Origin of the sequence: Helicobacter sp. 12S02232-10 (assembly GCF_002272895.1) — a bacterium.
In the GTDB taxonomy this organism is placed as follows: domain Bacteria; phylum Campylobacterota; class Campylobacteria; order Campylobacterales; family Helicobacteraceae; genus Helicobacter_J.
Genome location: NZ_MLAQ01000010.1, coordinates 15,800 through 33,905, shown reverse-complemented (window position 1 = coordinate 33,905; position 18,106 = coordinate 15,800). Strand labels below are relative to the sequence as shown.

General features: G+C 35.1%; 19 protein-coding genes and 1 pseudogene. 9 read left to right on the top strand and 11 right to left on the bottom strand.

Annotation, left to right across the window (positions count from 1 at the left end; genetic code table 11):
- The first annotated feature begins 9 nt into the window (after positions 1-9).
- Genes BKH41_RS07960 through BKH41_RS07945 form a run of 4 tightly spaced genes read left to right on the top strand, consistent with a single transcriptional unit; the run spans position 10 to position 4,066 of the window.
- Positions 10-861 (top strand): NAD(+)/NADH kinase, encoded by an 852-nt coding sequence (locus tag BKH41_RS07960; RefSeq protein WP_095298789.1) that lies wholly within the window; start codon positions 10-12, stop codon positions 859-861.
- Positions 858-2,408, top strand: a complete 1,551-nt coding sequence (locus BKH41_RS07955) for an AAA family ATPase (protein WP_095298787.1) — start codon at positions 858-860, stop codon at positions 2,406-2,408. Before BKH41_RS07960 ends, BKH41_RS07955 begins: the two co-directional genes overlap by 4 nt.
- A gap of 8 nt (positions 2,409-2,416) precedes the next feature.
- Complete coding sequence (locus tag BKH41_RS07950; protein ID WP_095298785.1) at positions 2,417-3,754, top strand: NFACT family protein; 1,338 nt, start codon at positions 2,417-2,419, stop codon at positions 3,752-3,754.
- A gap of 3 nt (positions 3,755-3,757) precedes the next feature.
- Positions 3,758-4,066 carry a hypothetical protein gene (locus tag BKH41_RS07945; RefSeq protein WP_095298783.1) on the top strand — a complete coding sequence of 103 codons (309 nt, stop codon included), beginning with the start codon at positions 3,758-3,760 and terminating at the stop codon, positions 4,064-4,066.
- Here BKH41_RS07945 and carA read toward each other — a convergent pair.
- From carA to BKH41_RS10195, 5 genes and pseudogenes are all read right to left on the bottom strand, one after another.
- Complete coding sequence (carA, locus tag BKH41_RS07940) at positions 4,063-5,181, bottom strand: glutamine-hydrolyzing carbamoyl-phosphate synthase small subunit (RefSeq protein ID WP_095298781.1); 1,119 nt, start codon at positions 5,179-5,181, stop codon at positions 4,063-4,065. The two genes, BKH41_RS07945 and carA, sit on opposite strands and share 4 nt — an antisense overlap.
- Positions 5,181-5,732 carry a DUF507 family protein gene (locus BKH41_RS07935; protein WP_095298779.1) on the bottom strand — a complete coding sequence of 184 codons (552 nt, stop codon included), beginning with the start codon at positions 5,730-5,732 and terminating at the stop codon, positions 5,181-5,183. Before BKH41_RS07935 ends, carA begins: the two co-directional genes overlap by 1 nt.
- 164 nt (positions 5,733-5,896) lie before the next feature.
- Positions 5,897-7,792: pseudogene (locus BKH41_RS07930) on the bottom strand (PBP1A family penicillin-binding protein); the annotation flags it as partial.
- Entirely contained in the window at positions 7,792-8,889 is a 1,098-nt protein-coding gene (locus BKH41_RS07925; RefSeq protein ID WP_095298775.1) for a pyridoxal phosphate-dependent aminotransferase family protein, read from the bottom strand. The gene BKH41_RS07925 and the pseudogene BKH41_RS07930, both read right to left, overlap by 1 nt.
- A complete protein-coding gene (locus BKH41_RS10195; protein ID WP_095298773.1) occupies positions 8,882-10,210 on the bottom strand; it encodes a methyl-accepting chemotaxis protein in 1,329 nt (442 codons plus the stop codon). Before BKH41_RS10195 ends, BKH41_RS07925 begins: the two co-directional genes overlap by 8 nt.
- A gap of 182 nt (positions 10,211-10,392) precedes the next feature.
- Between BKH41_RS10195 and BKH41_RS07915 the strand changes: the two genes are divergently transcribed.
- Positions 10,393-10,845, top strand: a complete 453-nt coding sequence (locus tag BKH41_RS07915; RefSeq protein WP_095298771.1) for a Fur family transcriptional regulator — start codon at positions 10,393-10,395, stop codon at positions 10,843-10,845.
- On the opposite strand, the gene pseI is transcribed toward BKH41_RS07915, so the two are convergent.
- From pseI to flgH, 5 genes are read right to left on the bottom strand one after another with little or no spacing between them, the layout of a single operon-like run.
- Entirely contained in the window at positions 10,838-11,851 is a 1,014-nt protein-coding gene (pseI, locus tag BKH41_RS07910; RefSeq protein ID WP_257875445.1) for a pseudaminic acid synthase, read from the bottom strand. The two genes, BKH41_RS07915 and pseI, sit on opposite strands and share 8 nt — an antisense overlap.
- Positions 11,844-12,356 carry a UDP-4-amino-4,6-dideoxy-N-acetyl-beta-L-altrosamine N-acetyltransferase gene (gene pseH, locus BKH41_RS07905; RefSeq protein ID WP_095298767.1) on the bottom strand — a complete coding sequence of 171 codons (513 nt, stop codon included), beginning with the start codon at positions 12,354-12,356 and terminating at the stop codon, positions 11,844-11,846. Before pseH ends, pseI begins: the two co-directional genes overlap by 8 nt.
- Positions 12,353-13,273, bottom strand: a complete 921-nt coding sequence (locus BKH41_RS07900; RefSeq protein WP_095298765.1) for a glycosyltransferase — start codon at positions 13,271-13,273, stop codon at positions 12,353-12,355. The genes pseH and BKH41_RS07900 overlap by 4 nt, the downstream gene beginning before the upstream one ends.
- Positions 13,270-13,956, bottom strand: coding sequence for a pseudaminic acid cytidylyltransferase (gene pseF, locus BKH41_RS07895; RefSeq protein WP_095298764.1), 687 nt, complete (start codon positions 13,954-13,956; stop codon positions 13,270-13,272). The genes BKH41_RS07900 and pseF overlap by 4 nt, the downstream gene beginning before the upstream one ends.
- Complete coding sequence (flgH, locus tag BKH41_RS07890) at positions 13,957-14,676, bottom strand: flagellar basal body L-ring protein FlgH (protein WP_095298762.1); 720 nt, start codon at positions 14,674-14,676, stop codon at positions 13,957-13,959. It lies immediately after the preceding gene.
- A gap of 67 nt (positions 14,677-14,743) precedes the next feature.
- On the opposite strand from flgH, the gene BKH41_RS07885 reads away from it, so the two are divergent.
- Positions 14,744-15,190, top strand: coding sequence for a GatB/YqeY domain-containing protein (locus BKH41_RS07885; RefSeq protein WP_095298761.1), 447 nt, complete (start codon positions 14,744-14,746; stop codon positions 15,188-15,190).
- Here BKH41_RS07885 and BKH41_RS07880 read toward each other — a convergent pair.
- A complete protein-coding gene (locus tag BKH41_RS07880) occupies positions 15,184-15,717 on the bottom strand; it encodes a phospholipase D-like domain-containing protein (RefSeq protein WP_095298760.1) in 534 nt (177 codons plus the stop codon). The two genes, BKH41_RS07885 and BKH41_RS07880, sit on opposite strands and share 7 nt — an antisense overlap.
- 76 nt (positions 15,718-15,793) lie before the next feature.
- Between BKH41_RS07880 and BKH41_RS07875 the strand changes: the two genes are divergently transcribed.
- The 3 genes from BKH41_RS07875 to tatA all read left to right on the top strand — a co-directional run bounded on the left by BKH41_RS07875 (position 15,794) and on the right by tatA (position 18,097).
- Entirely contained in the window at positions 15,794-17,107 is a 1,314-nt protein-coding gene (locus BKH41_RS07875) for a hypothetical protein (RefSeq protein ID WP_095298759.1), read from the top strand.
- Positions 17,107-17,724, top strand: coding sequence for a guanylate kinase (gmk, locus tag BKH41_RS07870; protein ID WP_095298757.1), 618 nt, complete (start codon positions 17,107-17,109; stop codon positions 17,722-17,724). Before BKH41_RS07875 ends, gmk begins: the two co-directional genes overlap by 1 nt.
- A gap of 70 nt (positions 17,725-17,794) precedes the next feature.
- Positions 17,795-18,097, top strand: coding sequence for a twin-arginine translocase TatA/TatE family subunit (tatA, locus tag BKH41_RS10145; protein ID WP_257875444.1), 303 nt, complete (start codon positions 17,795-17,797; stop codon positions 18,095-18,097).
- Positions 18,098-18,106: the final 9 nt, after the last annotated feature.

Sequence of the window (18,106 nt, the reverse complement as noted above, 5' to 3'; positions counted from 1 at the left end):
GTTAAGAAAATGAATCCATCGATATTAAAAGTCGGCGCTATTTTAAGACCTTTTACACCTGATCTTAAAGAACCTTTTTTGAAAATTCAAAAAGCATTTCAAGAACAAGGCGTTGCAGTTATGCTTGAAGATGTTGGCGGCGAGATGATTGGGCTTAAGGGGATAGGTTTCAAAGAGGTATGTCAAGAGGCGGATGCACTGCTTTCTGTAGGAGGAGATGGAACGCTTCTTTCGACTCTTAGGCGTGCTTATGGGTATGAAATTCCTGCATTTGGAATCAATACTGGGCATTTAGGGTTTTTGACTGCAATCAGTCCTCAAGATGTTCCTGAATTTGCTCAAATGCTTGTAAAAGGCAACTATGTCATTAATGAACATATGATGCTTGAAGCTCGTATTCAAACCAAAGTCGGAGAAAAAGTTTTTTATGCTTTAAATGAAATTTTAATTTCGAAAAAAAAGATTTCAGGAATGCTAAAGATTTATGCCAAAATTCAAGGAGAACCTTTTAATGTCTATCGTGCTGATGCTTTGATTGTAGGGACGCCGACAGGATCGACGGCCTATAATATCGGCGCGGGAGGTTCAGTGGTCTATCCTTTTTGTAGAAATATCCTTCTTACTCCAATTTCGCCACATTCTTTGACCCAACGCCCAATGGTTTTGAGCGATGAATTTGGTCTGGAATTCAGTGTTGCAAGTGATTGTATGCTTGTGGTCGATGGGCAAGAGATTGTAGAGATGAACAAGGAAGATGTTTTATTGATTCGCCCTGCTTGTTTGAGTGCAAAATTAATTCAAAAATCTTCCCGAAGCTATTTTCGGGTTTTAAAAGCAAAATTTAAGTGGGGGGAAGAATGATTCAACGGCTTATTGTTAAAAATTCTGTGGCGTTTGAAAATGTAGATTTGGAATTTCAAAATGGCTTCAATGTTTTTAGCGGAGCAAGCGGGAGCGGAAAATCCGTGCTTATGGAATCTTTGTTGGGAATTTTTGGGCTTAAGGAAAGTAATGCGGAATTGATTGAGGCAAATTTGGAAATTTCTTTGGAGGAATTTGGACTCAACTTGGAGGAGTTTGGATTGCTTGATGGTGATGATGGCTTGATTCTTAGTATCGTGAAGAAAGAAAAAACAAGGTATTTTCTCAATCGTTATGCTAGTTCAAAAAAAAGATTGAGTGAGCTTGTATCCAAATTTGGCAAGCATATTTCTTCAAAAGGTGCCCAAGAACTTAGATCTGAAAATATTTTAAGGGTCTTTGATGATTTTATCGCTTCTAAAGTTCCTTCTCATAAAGAACTTTTAGATAGGCTTGCAGATAAGTTTGCCACACTTGTGCAGATGAGAGCGGATTTGAGGGATTTAGAAGAACAGGAAAAAAATATTCAGGCCTTACGGGAGTTTGCCGAGTTTGAAATACAAAAAATTTCAAGTCTTCAGCCTGAAGATGGCGAGTATGAAAGATTGCTTGAGCTTAAAAAATCTCTTTCCAAAAAAGAAAAGATTCAAGAAAGTATCCAAGAGGCGATGGAAGTTTTTGAAAATTTACCTAAGATTTATGGAGCACTTGCTTTGATTGGAAAAGAAAATAAATTATTTGAGGATAGCGCTTTTGAAGTCAAAGCGATTTTAGAAGAGCAAAATGAACGCTTTGTTGAGCTTGAAGAATTAGATGTTGAAGAAATGCTCAACCGCATTACTGCGCTTTCTGATCTGAATCGCAGATATGGAAGTATTAAACAGGCGCTTTTGCACTTGGATACTCAAAAACAGAAACTTCAAGATTATGAAAATTTGAGCTTCAATAAAGAAAATCTTTGCAAACAGATTAAAATCTTAGAAGAAAATTGCCATACTTTAGGTGAAAAAATCGCAGAAAATCGCAGGAATTTTCTCCAAGAATTTCAAAAAGAAATTGCTTTGCTTTGCGCACAGCTTTTGCTCAAGAAGCCTCAAACAGATCTTAGAATCTGTGAAATGAAAAAAAGCGGGATACAAGAAGTGGATTTGAAGCTTGAAAATACAGGGGTAGAATCTTTAAGTTCGGGAGAATATAATCGCTTGAGATTGGCAATAATGTGCTTGGATGCTAAAATCAATCATTCTAAGGGAATTTTAGTTTTAGATGAGATTGATGCAAATTTGAGTGGGGAGGAAAGTGAGGGGGTTGCAAAGGTGCTTAAAAGTCTTTCGCAAACCTACCAGATTTTTGCCATTTCTCATCAACCCCATATGCCCGCTCTTGCTGATTGGCATTATTTGGTTTCCAAAGATGGAGAAAAAAGTCAAGTGAAGCTTTTGGACAAAGATGGCAGGATTTTTGAAATGGCGCGAATGATTAGCGGAGCAGATATTACTAAAGAGGCTTTGGAATTTGCCAAAAAGAAACTTGAACAAAATCATTAAGGATTAAAATGAAATTATGGTTGCTAAAAAATATTGCAAGGTTTTTTAGCACTCAAGAATTTATTTATAATTTAAAGCGTGTTGATGATAATTTATTTAAGATCGAATTCAAAGACAGCGTTTTTTACTTGGATATGACTAAGGGTGCTAGCGATGTGTTTATAGCCCCAAGTTTGCTTATGAGTGCAAAAAAATACAATGCGCCGTTTGATGTGATGCTCAAAAAATTGGCAGCACGTTCTAAGATTTCAGATGTTTGGATAGATGGCAACAATCGGATTTTAAAAATTTCTTGTCTTCAAAGTGGGGCTTATAAAAATACACCTTTTTTTATTCAATTTGAATTTACAGGACGCTATACAAATGTTATTCTTCTTGATGAAAAAGGATTTGTTTTGGAGGCTTTACGCCATATCAATCAAGATAAGAGTTCTAGAGAAGTGCGTATAAACAAATTTTTGGAGCCTTTGGAACAGCCTGTTGGGGCATTGGAACAAGAAGATAGGGAATTGAATGATATAGAATTATTTGAAATGCTTAAAAACGCCTATTCAAACAGATTGCAAAAAAATCTTGAAGTTAAGAAGCAAATACTAATCAATAAGATTTCAAAAAAAATTCAAAAACTTCAAGAAACCCTCGATGCTTTGCCAAAAGAAGAAGAGCTTCAAATAAGCGCTGATGAGTTGAAAAAAAACGCGGGCATTGTTTTAGCTAATTTGGGGGATATTCAAAATTTTTCTCAAGAAATTAGAGTCAAGGATTTTTTTGGCAAAGAAGTAAATATTTCTTTGCCAAAGGAATGCAGAACTCCCCAAGAGAGTGCAAATTTGATGTTTTTGCAGTCAAAAAAGCTTGCTAAGAAAGCCAAAAATACGCATTTGCAGATACAAAACCTTGAAGATAAGATTCGTTTTTTGAATCAAGAGATTGTTTATGTTAAAAATATAACTGCGTTACAAGATTTGATCATCCTTGAACCTAAAAAATCCAATAAAAAAATACCTTCAAAATATGAAATATTTTTTATTGAGGGGATAAAAATTTCCATCGGAAGAAATAAGATGGAAAATCAAGCTCTTTTAGAAGAAGCCAAAGCCGATGATATTTGGATGCACATCAGAGATGTGCCTTCTTCGCATATGATCATTCATTGCGGTAAAAATAAGGTTTATGAAGAAGTAATTTATAAGGCTGGAGAAATTTTGGTAGGATTGCATACAATTCAAGTAGGAAATTTTAGTGTCGATTATACTAAAAGAAAGTTTGTGAAAATTATTGAAGGCGCTAATGTCATTTATGCAAAACATCAAACTTTCCATTATAAAAAACCATTTCAAGGATGAACAATGGCGATTTCACCTATCGGTAACGTAACTTATATCAATCAAAATACTCAAGCAAGTTCAGTCCAGCAAGCTAATTCTATAAGTAGAAGTGATCTGATTAGTATCACGAATAAAGAATTTGAAGATAAGCTTAAAATTATTGGGGAAGTTCGTCCTACAGAGGATTCTCAAGCCGTTCAACCTGATGCTCAAGGGAATGGCGGGTTTTATGGAAATTCCAAAGAGAAACAATCAAAAGATCCAAAGTCTGAAGAATCCAAAGAGGAAACCCCCTTAAAGAGCTCGCATATTTTAGATATTAAGGTTTAAATCATATTTGCGAATTGTTTGAAAAGATGATTGGATTCTTTGGGTCCTGGACTTGCTTCGGGATGATGTTGGACGGAAAATATCGGAGAATGTTTATATTTGACTCCCTCAATCGTATTATCAAAAAGATTTCTGTGGGTGACTTCAGCAATTTGAGAGATTTCTTCAGGGACAGAATAGTTATGGTTTTGAGCAGTGATTTCTACGCTTTGGGTAATGAGGTTTTTTACCGGATGGTTGCCGCCGTGGTGACCGAATTTTAGTTTATAAGTTTCATAGCCGTGTGCTATAGCGAGCAATTGGTGTCCCAAACAAATTCCAAATATCGGGATTTTTGCTTCGATGAGGAGTTTGATTTGTTCGACCTCATCTTTTAACATCAAAGGATCGCCTGGACCATTGGACAGGAAAACTCCTTGAATTTCTCCATTTTTGAATCTTTGAATGATTTCAAGGGCTTGAAAATTATGGGGCATTACTTCTGCTTCAAGCCCGACGGCACAAAGTTCATTTAAAATATTTCTCTTGGCGCCAAAATCAATTGCGATGATTTTTTTATGGGTTTTGGGGGTTGCATATTCAAAAGTATTGAAATCAAATACACCGTGTTTGTGTTTGTAGGGAGTTTTTGTAGAGACTTCTGGCATTAAGTTGATTTCTTGGATATTTTTAGACTTTTCAAGCTTATTTTTTAATTCTTGTTGGTTTGAGATTTCTGTCGATGCTATCATCATCATTGCGCCGTTGTTGCGGATAGTTTTGATCAATGATCTTGTATCAATACCTGCTATGCCTAGTATATTTTGAGATTTTAAGAAAGTGTCTAAAGAGTTTATGGATCTGAAATTTGAGTGAAATTCATTGTAATGGCGAACGATAATGCCTTTGCAAAATCCTGCCCTTGACTCCATATCTAAGGGGTTTGTTCCTACAATGCCGATTTCGGGCATACTAAAGATTATAAATTGTCCTGCATAACTCGGATCGGTAATGATTTCTTCATAGCCACTCATTGATGTATTGAAAACGACTTCACCCACGCTTGTGCCTGCTGCTCCAAAACTTTTTCCCTGTAGAAAAAGTCCATTTTCAAAATAAAGATAAACGTCTTGCATTATAAAAACCCTTTTCTTTTGAGTTCCTCTTCATAAAGCTTTTCAAAAACCAATTCATATTCATCTGTGCCTGCTAAAAGTTTTCTTTTGTAGTTTTTTATTTTTTCAACAACTTCTTCTTCAATCTCTTCATACATTTTTGAATACGTATCGATGGATTTAAAGATAAGATTTTTAATGAGATTTTCTGATACTTTAAATTCAATAAAACCTTCAAGACTGATTTCATCAAGTATTTTATGCGAGAGTTCATTATATCTATCTTCCCAAGACAAAAGAAAATTTTCTTTTTCAGCGATTTGACGCTTGATCATCCAGAATAATTGCCTTTCATCTGCACGCATAAATTCAATTTCATCTAGATTTTCTTCCAATAGGTTTTTAGCTTTTTGATCAATTTCTAATTCCCTCTTGATGTCGTCTTCCAAGATTTTTTTAGCCAAATTTGCCACGTTTTCTATCGGGACTTTGAGTTCCAATAGATTGGAGTTGGCAATGTCTAATGCGATTTTGTTGGCTACGTGGGGTATATGGGCTAGTTTTAGTTTCATTGCTCACCTCTATATTGAATTGTGGAAATTCTAGCTAGTTTTAGGTAAATTTCTATTTAAAGCTAATTCCAAGTTTGTTCTTAAAACAGTAATTTTTCATCAATACTATCTTGAGATTTATTGACAGGGAGTTTAGAAGTTTGAGTATAGTAGTATTCGCTTCCATTGATTGTTTTTTTTGCGACACCTTCAGGAATATCAAATTTTCGTTTTAATCCTGGATCAATCTTAAGGACATTCTTCATAAAATATGCAAATACGGGGGGAGAGACGATACCGCCAGATTCTCTAGGTCCAATAGGGGTATTATCATCTCTTCCAAACCAAATGATGGCTTGAATAGAGGGCGTAAAACCTGAAAACCACGCATCAACGTTATTGTTTGTTGTCCCTGTTTTTCCTGCTATCTCTATGCCTTTGACTTTAGCGCGCCTGCCTGTGCCATTTGAGACGACTTCTTTTAAAATGGATACGGTTAAGAAAGCTTGTTCTGCGGAAGTGACTTTTTTAACTTCTATCGGTTCAAATATTTTAGTATTTCCTTTATTGTCGGCGATACTTTCGATCAAAGTGGGTTGCACTATCGTTCCGTAATTTGAAAAAATCGAATATTCTTTGGCTGCATCTAAAGGCGAAATACCAAAACTTCCAAGGATAATAGACATATCTTTGGGAACATTTTTAAATCCGTAGTCTTGGAGTTGAGCGTAGATTTTATCAAAGCCTACCATTTCGACGAGATTAATGGTAGCTAGGTTGAGCGAATGGCTTAAAGCTTCTTTAAGTGTTACAAGACCTTTAAAGCTTTTGGAAAAATTATTGGGTCTCCAATATTCATCTTCTTTATCTGCTTGATTGGTATTGTAGTTTTTATTAAAGCTTCTAGCTACGTCAGGAACGGTGGTAGCAGTTGAATACCCGCTGTCAAAAGCGATTTGATAGATAAAGGGTTTGATACTGCTTCCAAGCTGTCTTCTTGCTTGAGTAGCCCGATTGAAAGCACTTTTATTATGATCGATTCCCCCTACAAGTGCGAGAATTTTCCCAGTTTTTGTATCTGTAGCTACCATTGCCCCATTTAAGGAATCATAATCGGTGAGTTCTTCTTCTGGAGATGGATGTGATTTATTTTTATTTAATCTTGTTTTAATATTTTCATAGCCAAATTTGAGCGCTTCTTGGGCAATTCTTTGGTAATCCAAATCAATGCTTAACTTGATTTTATAGCCACCAGTCTTGATATCTTGAATATTGCTAAGTTGTTTTAAAACTTCATCAGTTACATAAGGAGCTGCATTTTGAGTAAGGGTTTGGTTATAGACACGTGGGATTTCAGCTATAGCTTTTTGAAATTCCTCCTTGCTGATCCATCCTAAATTATGCATTCTATTAATGATATTGTTGGCTCGACTTAAAGAGAAGTCTAGATTTTTTGTAGGGTCATAAAAACTTGGAGCTCTTGGAAGGGCTACAATCATAGCAATTTCTTTAAGACTTAAATGGTTGAGAGGCTTTTTGAAATAACCCATAGAAGCTGTTTTTACTCCATAATAACCGTGACCAAAAAATGTTTGATTGAAATATCTTTCCAAAATTTCTTCTTTTGTCAAAGTTTGTTCAATCTGGATAGATAGCAACGCTTCTTTTATTTTTCGAGATAGGGTTTTATCGCGCGTAAGAACCATATTTTTAATGAGCTGTTGGGTAAGAGTGCTTCCTCCTTCGACATATTTGCCATTTTTAATATTTTTGATCATTGCGCGTATGATGGCATCATAATTGATACCTTCGTGTTCAAAATAAAGCGTATCCTCTACGGCTAAAAGTGCTTCAATCATTTTGGGGGGAATTTCATCAAAATGAGCATAAAATCGAAACTCTGTATCGTATATATTGGCTATCAAGCGGTCTTTTCGATCAAAAATCTGTGTTGCAAGTTGGGGTTGGTAGTTTTTGATTTTAGTAACATCTTGTCTTAAGTCCATCCACAACATTCCTATATAGACAGCAATGGATAAAACAAAAATTCCTAGAATAAATATAATAATTTTTTTGAGCATCATAAACCTTGAGATTTTTTGATTATTTTACACAATTTTTTTGTTTGTTTGGGAGAATTTTTTATTGATAAAACAATTCGTAATATCGGTTGTTTGACCGTCGGTTTTCTGATGGCTCCGACTAAAATTTTTTTATCCTGAAGTTTTTGATGCGTTTTTTGCATTTCTTGCGTATTTTTGAAGGGAATAATGAGAATTTGAGATTGAGGAAAAAAGCCCAAAATTTCTTGAACTACTGCTTTATGGGATTGAATTTTTTCAATCAGGGCTTGCTTATTTTTTTGAATATATTCTAGATTGATTAGAGCTAAGGCAGTGTCAAATATAGAAAGAGCAGTCGTATAAATAATGCTTTTTGAGCGGTTGCACAAGAAGTTGATAATTTGTTTGTTGGCAAGTATGTATGCTCCATAGCTTCCATAGGCCTTTGAAAATGTTCCCATTTTGATAAAGTTGGGTTGGATGGGGATATGATAGTGGTCGAAGTATCCCAATAGATTTTCGCCGATACTCCCTGTGCTATGGGCTTCATCTACGATTAAGAGAGCATTTTTTGAAATAGCGATTTGGGCAAATGCTTTATCGGCAATATCTCCATCCATAGAATATACGCCTTCAATAGCAATAATAATTCTGCCCTTTGGAGGGGAAGATTGAATTGTTTTTAGGAGATCTTGTGGATCATTGTGTTTGAAATATATGGCTTTTTCCCCGAGATTTTTTGCAGCATAAATCCCGCTGGCGTGGTATTTTTCATCAATATATATTTTATCGTTTTTGCGTATGAGGGCATCAAAAAGTGCGATATTTCCTAAAAATCCGCTTCCTAAAATCACACCGTCTTCAAATCCGTTGAGTGCGCAAAGTTTTGATTCAAGAGTGCGGTGTAAAGGAGAATAGCCATTAACTAAAAGGGAAGCTTTAGGAGAATGGCTTGGTTGTTTTTCAAGAAGCTTAAAAGCTTTTTTTGCAAGATTCTTTTTTTGAGAAAGACCAAGATAATCATTAGAGGCAAAATCTTTTAGCGTATTTTTAAAGATTTTGCGTTCGCGATAGAGATTAGAATGTTTGATTGCAGCAATTTCTTTATCAAACATCTTGAGATTGTTTTTGTTTGTTTAGTACATTTTGCATATTTTTGTTGATGTCATCTTGTTTTTCAACTAACATTTCATCAATACTTTTCATAACGCCAAGACTGCCACTTTCCATTGAAGATACTTTTTGATCGATGAAATTTTTAGATGGAACACTTGAGCTGTCCAAAAGTGCTTTTGCCAAAGCATTTGCTTCTGTATGGACTGCAGCATGGAAATTGTCAAGGTTTTTGTAGCCTTGTGTAGAGGCAAAGTGTTTTTTACCATCGCCTTCAAAATACCATTTGCCCAAGCGGCAATTTTGATGTTGGACTTGATTGAAAGAGTCAGATATTTTAAATAGCAAGGCATAAAGATTATTTTTATACACGGTGTGATCGATTTTGGCCAATGCACAAAAGATTCTATTATTTGAATTGTAGATCGCATATTTTGCAAGTTGGGCGCCATCTTTGAGAGAATCAACCATTTGATAAATTTCATCAATACTCCCTTTTACTTCTTCAGTAATATGATTTGTTTCATCGGTGCTTGTTTGGATATCACTGGCTTCTTGTTGCATTGATTTGACTACGATGGCTATTTCTTTGGTAGCTTTTTGAGTTTTTTCAGCGAGCTTTCTGACTTCATCGGCTACGACTGCAAAACCTCTGCCGTGTTCTCCGGCTCTAGCTGCCTCAATAGCAGCATTAAGCGCTAAAAGATTGGTTTGTTCAGCAATATCATCAATCAATGAAATAACGTTGGTGATTTCGTTGCTGCGTTGCGTGAGGGAATTGACCAACATAATTGCATTTTGCATTTTTTCATAGAGATTATTGACGTTTTGAGAAGCTTTCAAACTTGCATCCAAGCCTTGAACACCATTTTTTTCAGCTTCGGCAGCTTTTTCTAGGATATTTTTACTATCAGTAAGAATATTTTGAAATGAGTTTTGAGCTTCAGTTAGACCATCTTTGAGGCTTTTGTGATAAGTTTGGAAAAGATCTAGCCCGTTTTCTTTGTCAAACACAGATTCGACTTCAAGCAGTGTGTAATAAATTGTGCCTTCGATATTTTTGCTTTTAACCTCAAAACTGCGATTTTTGATCGAAAGATTGCTGATACCTTCTTTGAGATTTAGAATGATTTCATCAGGATTGGAAATCTTTGAAGCATTTTCGTTTCTAAAGACCACTTTTCCGTTTTTAATGCCAATCACAATTTCTTTGAGAGAAAATTCTGCCAGTGATCTGTAGATTTCTGCTTGTTTTTTGAGCTGATCGATTTCAGCATCTTTTTGAGCCAATTGAAATTGAGAGTTTTTGCTACTTCCAAACATTATATTCACCTCGTTGCTTTGTTAATTTTTCAAAATATTATATTGATTTTTACCCAATAATTTATTAAAATTACATAAGATTCAATAGATTCAGTGTTAGTTTTACAAAAATATATCCAAATTAAGAGTAAAATAGAAAATAGCGTCGTAATTTAGTGAAAATTTTAAAATTGAGGTTTGATATGAACAACAGATTGGAGACACTAGAATCCATATTAGACAGGCTGAGGTCATCGATTAAGAAGAATGGCTTGAAAAATTCCAAACAAAGAGAGGAAATTCTTGCAGTTCTTTATAAAAGCGGTACTCATTTAAGTCCTGAAGAAATTGCTTCTGAAGTAAAGGTTAAAGACAGAACGACTAGCATTTCTTCAGTCTATAGAATATTGAGTTTTTTGGAAAAAGAGAATTTTATTACCGCTTTGGAAGCTGATAAAAGTGGCAGAAGATATGAAATTGCAGCAAAAGAGCATCACGACCATATCATTTGTTTGCATTGCGGAGAGATTATTGAATTTGTAGATTCTGAAATAGAAGACAGACAAATCAAGGTTGCCCAAAAGTATTCTGCTAAGCTTATCAGTCATAATATGAAACTTTTTGTGATTTGTCAAAAATGCCAGAAGATTAAATAAAATCTTCAAATTGAAGCGGTTTTCCAAATGGGAGATCTCTGAGTGCTTTTTTACCGATAATGTTTTTGAGATGTTTTGGAGGGATTCCATTACCAGGTCTGATAGAGCGGATATTTTCGTGATTGAGTGTTTGACCTTTTTTGATGTTTTGGCATACAAAAAGGCTTCGGGCGAATTTTCGTCGGTTTTTTAATACTTCAGGATCTGTTTTGGGATTGGCTTCTCCAAGTGCTGATATGCAAAGATTAATTTGTGCAACCATTTCTTTAAATTCGTTTGCGTCCATACTAAAAGCACAATCAGGTCCCCCTAAAGATTTGTCTAAAATAAAATGTTTTTCTATCATTGAAGCCCCTAGACTTGTCGCAATGATCGGGGATAAATAGCCTTTTGTGTGATCAGATAATCCATATTTGACACCGTATTTTTTACCGAGTTCAGGCATTGAGAGTAGATTGGCATCTTCTATGGATGCCGGATAAGAACTCGTGCATTGAAGCAATGTGATATCTTGATTTTTTGCTTCTTTGCAAGCTTTGAGTGCTTCTTTTATTTCATCTTCTGTAGCAATTCCTGTTGAAATAATGATGGGTTTGGTAGTCTTGGCAGTGTGATAAATCAGATCCGTATCTGTGATCTCAAAGCTTGCAATTTTATACATCGGGCATTTTAGAGACTCTAAAAATTCTAGTGCTTTTAAGCTGAAAGGCGAACTAAAGATTTTTAGTCCGATATTTCTTGCTAGATCAAAAAGTTCTTGATGCCATTCCCAAGGTGTGTAGGCTTTTTCATAAAGTTCATAGAGGGTTGTACCATCCCATAAAGTGCCTGAGTTGATTTGAAAATATTGATTTTTGGCATTTAATGTTAAGCATTCAGGTGTATAAGTTTGGAGTTTGATGGCATCTGCACCGCATTCTTTGATACTTAAAACGGATTTTTTTGCAATATTTAAGTCTTGATTGTGGTTGGCACTTAGTTCTGCAACGATCATAGGCCTATTCATAAGGATTCCTTTTGGCATAAAGACAAACGTTGAGATATGTGCTATTTTGGCAAACAAAATCTAGCAGTTTTCCTTCTTCGATATAATTGTGTTTTTGATAAAAATAGATTGCTTTTTGATTGGTTTCCATCACTTCCAAATGCAAAGCGTGTAGATTAAACTCTTTAAAACCAATGTATTCTAAGCATTTTAAAATTTCCTCTCCAACTTTTGAGAGTTTTGGATTTTTATAAATCCCTAAATAAGCGTGGCGATGGGTTTGATTGATTCGTGTGATTGAACCCACCCCTAATAGAGTTTGATTTTTTTTAAAAAGCCAATAATGCTTGGTGGGATTTTTTTTTAATTCATCAATGAATTGAAGATGAGAATCCAAAGAAATATTTTTTGAATACATCCATTTGGAAATGTCAGGGTGGTTTCGAAAATCTAGAACTTTCAAATGATCCTGATGATCCATTCGGGTAAAATCAAGGGCATAAATGTTGTTAATGTAAAAATTCATTCTTTTGTCTCACGAAGAATCGATTGGAGTTTGTTTGAAAGCAGTTTTCCAAAGGGTATGTTTTTGTATTTTAAAATCATTTTTTCCCGCTTTTTCATAGGGACTATTGTATCTAAATCTCTTAAAATGTCTTGAAAGCTTGTGATTTTCATAGCTCCTGTTTTTTCCCAGTTTTTAGCTTGAAATATTTGATTAGGTGCAGTTGGAATGACTAAAGTAGGGACTTGCGACATTGCTAATTCATTTAGCGTTCCTCCGCCTGCAGATATTGCAATGTCGCATTTTTGCATTAAATCTGCCATTTGTGATGGAGAAATATTGTGATAAGGTTTGATTTTTTGGGATTTTAGAACTTTAAGGGATTCTCTTGAAACAATATGAAAGATATAGGGTTTATCCTTAATGATTGTAATGACGCGTTCGGTTATGTTTAAAGGATCAGTCCCTCCAAATGTTATAAGAATATCTTGAACTTGGGGTTTTGGGGTTTTTTCACAAAAGAATATTTTATCAAAGATTAAAAATTCAATGCCAGCAAGATGATTGGGGGTCTTTGGATAAAGGGTTTGTGCTCCCAAAGCCCCGTTTAAAATAATTGCATTTTTAGGGTAGGGAATGCGATTGTTATCATCTAAAATGATGAGTTTTTTCACTAAAGCCATAATTTTTTGATAAATATGTTCTGTTGCTTCATAGCTGTCAATAATAGCAACATCAGTTTCTTGGAGCAGGTTTTCAATCTTATCTTCATCCAACCATTTGCAATGGAAATCAGACAGAGAGGAATTCTCTTCACCGCTCTGATAAATAAGAGCTTGATACCCCAAATCTAGCAGCATTTTTTTAAGCCGATAACAGCGCATTAAATGCCCTAAGCCTTGATTTTTTCCGGCTTCGCAGAATATTTTTATTTTCATCGGGAATGTTTGAGTTTGTATTTTATTTCTGCAATTTCCCAATCATCAGGCGTATCAATGTCTTGAACTGACATTTTTGGAAGGACAATGCCTAAAGAATGGGATTCAAAGATCATTTTTCCTTCACAAAACGCACTTGCTCTTCCCCAATAAAATGCACCTGCGTCGTGATAAATTTTTGAGAGATCTTGAGAGCGGGTGAGGGAATGTTGGGGAAAAAGCATTGAGATTTTTTCATTATCAATCAAAAATCCTCTCCAAGGTGTATAATCAAAATTTACACACGAAAAAGCATAGAGTTTGTGAGGATTTTCCATAAGCTTTTCAAGCCCTAAAATAATATATTTGGGTTCTAAAAGCGGTGCGGTAGGGTAAATACAGCAGACTAAATCGTCCTTTGAAATACCAAGAGTTTCAATCGCGTGAGCAATGACAGGCAAAGTAGGGGTAGTGTCAAGAGCAAGATGTTTTGGACGTATAAAAGGTATTTTTGCATTATGCGATCGTGCAATTTCAGCAATTTCTTCATCATCTGTGCTGACGATAATCTCATCAAATGCACCACTTTGGATTGCGTTTTGAATAGAGTAGGCCAAAATCGGTTGGCCACAAAAGAGTCGAATATTTTTTTTTGGAATTCTTTTGCTTCCACCTCTAGCGGGAATAACAGCAATTTTTTTCATCTAGTAAGGCCATTCTGTTTCAAGCGCATCTGAGGCAAATTTTTTCTTCTTAGTATTGCTAAGTGCTCCGATATTGCTGTATTCAATTTTAGAATCGGCGATAAATTTGGATTGAATCGTATTGTCTCTACTGATGTCATAAGGTCTGATGACGCCACTTATTTTAAGGATTTGCTTTTCTCCATCAACCAAAACTTCTTTATTGCCATATATGAAATAATTGCCATTTTCTAAGACTTTGATAATCCGTGCTGTGATATTTAATGTAAGATTTTCACTTTTATTTTGAGAGCCTCCGCCTTTAAAATTGGTATTATTGGTGGGTTTGGTAAGACTATAATTTGTTTGATCATCTAAAAATTCTGTAGATTGTTTTTTTCTCTCATTGTTGCCATTGTAATTCAATCTTGGAGGTGTGGAGTTGCCTCCTGAAGCGGTATTATAGGTTTTTGAAGTGGAATAGTCTGCACTAGATGATTCAGATATGATCACAGTGATGAGGTCATCGGGCTTCATTGCTCTTCTATCAGCAAATAAAGGTCTTTCTCCTTGCCCAAAAAGACTACCTGGTTTGCTGAATTCAGGAATGAATTCTTTAGAGGGCATTTCCTCAACGTATTTTGGCGGATAAAGGTCGATTTCTGGTTCATAGGCTTGTACAAAAACTGCCACAAAAGTCACAAATAAAATTTTTGAATGGTTACCAATTCTTTTTTTCATTATTAAATCCTTTTAAAACCTTGCTTATAATTAGAAGCAAAGTTTATTCCAAGAGAAAAGGATAAAAATGAGTGCGATCAAAGAAAAAATGGCACAAGATCTTAAAATTGCAATGAAAGAGGGCAATGCATTCAGGCGCGATACTATCCGTATGCTCAATAGCTCGCTGAAACAAGTGGAGGTTGATCAGAGAAAAGTATTGAGTGATGAGGATGTGATTCAGATTTTAAAAAGCGCTTATAAGCAAAGAGAGGACGCCGCACAGGCTTATAAAAATGCTCAAAGGTTAGATTTGTTTGAAAAAGAAAGTGCTGAAATGAAAATTATTTTGGAGTATTTGCCCAAACAGCTTGATGACAAAGAGCTTGAAGCAGAAGTGATCCAGGCAATTCAAAAAGTCGGTGCACAAGGTTCTGCAGATATGGGGAAAGTAATGGGAGTCCTCAAACATTTGAGTCAGGTGGCTGATGGACGCAGGATTTCTTCAATGGTAAAAAAACATTTGGGTCAGTAGGGTTTGCACACCGAAAACATTTTTTCAAAATAGCTTTTTGCTTTTAAAATCATTGCTTTATCATCGCTTCTTAAAAGCACTTCATAATTGTTTTCAAAAGCATTTTTGCTCCAGTTGGCTGATCCTATAAAGAGTATTTTGCCATCTATGAGAGCAATTTTTTGATGCATAATACCGTTGTATTTGTCATTTTTTGCTCTTTTTCCTTGAAGCAAGCAGGTTTGAATCCCATTGTATTTGCTCAGATACCCGATAGTTGAGCGGGGATTATCTTCATTGGATTCATAATCATAAATAATCCTGATTTTCACTCCTTTTTTAGCCGCATTTTTGAGGGATTTGGCAATTTCTCTATGGGTAAAGCTGTAGATGGAGATATCAATATTTTTTTGCGAAGAATCAATTGTTTTTATCAGTGAAGATAAAGCGTCTTTTTGTTCATAGGGCATAAAATAAAGCATTTGGGCGGCCGTGAGAAAACCCGATGAAACGATAAATAAGCAAAGTATAACAAAACGCCGAGACATCCTTTTTCCTTAATCTAAAATAAGGCAATTAATTGCTATAATCCTAACACTTTTTAAAAAACAAGCGGAGCGAAAATTGAAGATACTTTTGATAAATAGCGATTCGATGGTAGCCAAGCTTTTTGAGGCAGTTGCGAAAAAACTGGGGCTGGAGCTTGTCGTGCAAGAGGGGTTTGAGTTTCAAGACCCTGAAGATAAAGTGTTCTTTTTTGCAGATGATAGTGTTACAGGTGATTTTTTTGGTTTTATTCAAGCGCATCAGCCTGCTTTAAGCTGTTATTTACATAAACGTTCGACCCCAGAAGCAGATGGATTTAATTTTTATGTCAAAAAGCCTTTTTTGCCTACCGAAATTTTAGATATCCTTAAACCTAAGCTTGCTGAATTTGGTATTACTGAGGAAACTACAAGCAATATTGCAAGGAATGATCTTGAAGATCTGTCTGATTTTGATTCAAAAAGTTTAGATTTGGATTCTGATTTAGATGGATTTGATTTGGAAAGTTTGGAAAATTTAGAGTTAGATGAAAAGACAGAGGCTCTTGATGAAGAAAGTTCGATTGATTTTGGCAAATCCGATGAGGAATCTTTAGAAGAGACCAAAGAGTTTGTATCTTCTGAAAATAAAGATTTGGATTCTGATTTTGAACTCAAATCTCCTCAAGAAGATGAGGAAAAGCTTGCTAAAGAAATGGATTTTGGTTTGGATGATTTGGAAGAATTGAGCGATGCAATAGATATCAGAGATGATAAACACTCTTTGGAAGAAAATTTTGATGGTGTTCTAGATGAATCCCACAAATCCCCTGAAGAGGAAAAAGAAGAAGATCCTTTTTCTTTAAATATCCCTCAAGAACAGCCCCAAAACGAAGAAATTTCTGCCATTGAGGATAAAGAAATGTTTGAAGAAAATGAAAAAACTGAAGTCCAAAAAGATGTTTCAAGTGAGTCGGGCATACTTGATAAAAATCAGATTGATGAAGTGAAAAAAATACTTGAAGAAACAAGCAAAAAGGATACGCTAATGGAAGAAACAGATAAGGTTGAAAATTTTGAAAATATCGATGAAAAAGATATTATGAGTGCTTTGGATGATGAGATTTCTTTAACACAGCCTCAAAGCAAACAAGCTCCTCTAGAAACAAATAAGGACAAAGAAATTTTAGAAAGTAAATATGATTTGGAACCTGCAAATGAGGATTTGGCTAAAGAATTAGGTTTGGATGAAATTGATATTAACCAAGAAGAACACGAGGTTTCACAAGAAAGCTTTGTTTCAGGCAAAAGCGTTCAGGACTTGATAAAGAATGCACCTTTAGAGAGTTTGAAATCATTGCTTGATGGGATGCAACTGACCATTAATATCAGTTTCCCAAATAAGAAAAAATAATGGAAAGCGGTGGGATTTTGATTTTATCAGGTCCGAGCGGATCTGGAAAAAGTACCTTATGTAAATACTTGCAAGAAAATATTCCCAACATTTATTTTTCAATTTCAACAACCACAAGATCTCCTAGAGAGGGAGAGAAAAATGGCAAACATTATTATTTTGTTTCTGAAGAAGAATTTTTAAAAGATATTGAAGAAAGTAGATTTTTAGAATGGGCAGAAGTTCATGGAAATTATTACGGGACTTCTTTAGCTCCAATTCAAGAGGCGTTAAATCTTGAAAAATTGATTGTTTTTGATGTTGATGTGCAAGGACATCGAAGTATTAAAAATTATTATCCTGAGGCTTACTCGGTTTTTGTTACTACTAAAAATCAACAAGTTTTAAGAGACAGGTTGAATTTCAGGCAAACCGATTCTGATGAAACGATTCGATTGCGTTTGATGCACGCTTATAACGAAATGAAACATATAGAAGAGTTTGATTACTTGATTGTCAATGATGAAATCAAGGCTGCAAAAGAAGCAATTTTGCACATAGCAAAATCTTTACCTTACAAACAGAACGTGAAGAATTCAGCTTGTTTATGCAAAAAATGGCTTGAAAATTTGCCTTAATTATGTTGTGAGAAAAAAATTATCCGTTTAATGTTATAATAGCCCATAATTTTAATTACAAAGGATTCAAATGGGCGGTTTTGGAAGCGTATGGCATTGGGTAATTGTTCTTTTGGTCATCGTTTTGCTCTTTGGTGCGAAAAAAATCCCAGAATTGGCAAAAGGCTTGGGTAGCGGTATAAAGAATTTTAAAAAAGCGGTTAAAGAAGATGAGGATGATGAGGATATAAGTGAAATAGCAACTCAAAAAGCAGAAGAAAAACCCAAAATCATAAAAGATCAAGTAAAAAATACTTCTGATATTGAAGTTGAAAGTGTTGCCCAAGCCCCTAAAAAAAGAGGAAGAAAGCCAAAAACCCAAATTAATGACTGATGAATAAGC

Bases quoted from the DNA above. Each gene is read 5' to 3' on its own strand.
- BKH41_RS07960 (WP_095298789.1), top strand. From the start codon at position 10: ATGAATCCATCGATATTAAAAGTCGGCGCTATTTTAAGACCTTTTACA.
- BKH41_RS07955 (WP_095298787.1), top strand. From the start codon at position 858: ATGATTCAACGGCTTATTGTTAAAAATTCTGTGGCGTTTGAAAATGTA.
- BKH41_RS07950 (WP_095298785.1), top strand. From the start codon at position 2,417: ATGAAATTATGGTTGCTAAAAAATATTGCAAGGTTTTTTAGCACTCAA.
- BKH41_RS07945 (WP_095298783.1), top strand. From the start codon at position 3,758: ATGGCGATTTCACCTATCGGTAACGTAACTTATATCAATCAAAATACT.
- carA (WP_095298781.1), bottom strand. From the start codon at position 5,181: ATGCAAGACGTTTATCTTTATTTTGAAAATGGACTTTTTCTACAGGGA.
- BKH41_RS07935 (WP_095298779.1), bottom strand. From the start codon at position 5,732: ATGAAACTAAAACTAGCCCATATACCCCACGTAGCCAACAAAATCGCA.
- BKH41_RS07925 (WP_095298775.1), bottom strand. From the start codon at position 8,889: ATGTTTGATAAAGAAATTGCTGCAATCAAACATTCTAATCTCTATCGC.
- BKH41_RS10195 (WP_095298773.1), bottom strand. From the start codon at position 10,210: ATGTTTGGAAGTAGCAAAAACTCTCAATTTCAATTGGCTCAAAAAGAT.
- BKH41_RS07915 (WP_095298771.1), top strand. From the start codon at position 10,393: ATGAACAACAGATTGGAGACACTAGAATCCATATTAGACAGGCTGAGG.
- pseI (WP_257875445.1), bottom strand. From the start codon at position 11,851: ATGAATAGGCCTATGATCGTTGCAGAACTAAGTGCCAACCACAATCAA.
- pseH (WP_095298767.1), bottom strand. From the start codon at position 12,356: ATGAATTTTTACATTAACAACATTTATGCCCTTGATTTTACCCGAATG.
- BKH41_RS07900 (WP_095298765.1), bottom strand. From the start codon at position 13,273: ATGAAAATAAAAATATTCTGCGAAGCCGGAAAAAATCAAGGCTTAGGG.
- pseF (WP_095298764.1), bottom strand. From the start codon at position 13,956: ATGAAAAAAATTGCTGTTATTCCCGCTAGAGGTGGAAGCAAAAGAATT.
- flgH (WP_095298762.1), bottom strand. From the start codon at position 14,676: ATGAAAAAAAGAATTGGTAACCATTCAAAAATTTTATTTGTGACTTTT.
- BKH41_RS07885 (WP_095298761.1), top strand. From the start codon at position 14,744: ATGAGTGCGATCAAAGAAAAAATGGCACAAGATCTTAAAATTGCAATG.
- BKH41_RS07880 (WP_095298760.1), bottom strand. From the start codon at position 15,717: ATGTCTCGGCGTTTTGTTATACTTTGCTTATTTATCGTTTCATCGGGT.
- gmk (WP_095298757.1), top strand. From the start codon at position 17,107: ATGGAAAGCGGTGGGATTTTGATTTTATCAGGTCCGAGCGGATCTGGA.
- tatA (WP_257875444.1), top strand. From the start codon at position 17,795: ATGGGCGGTTTTGGAAGCGTATGGCATTGGGTAATTGTTCTTTTGGTC.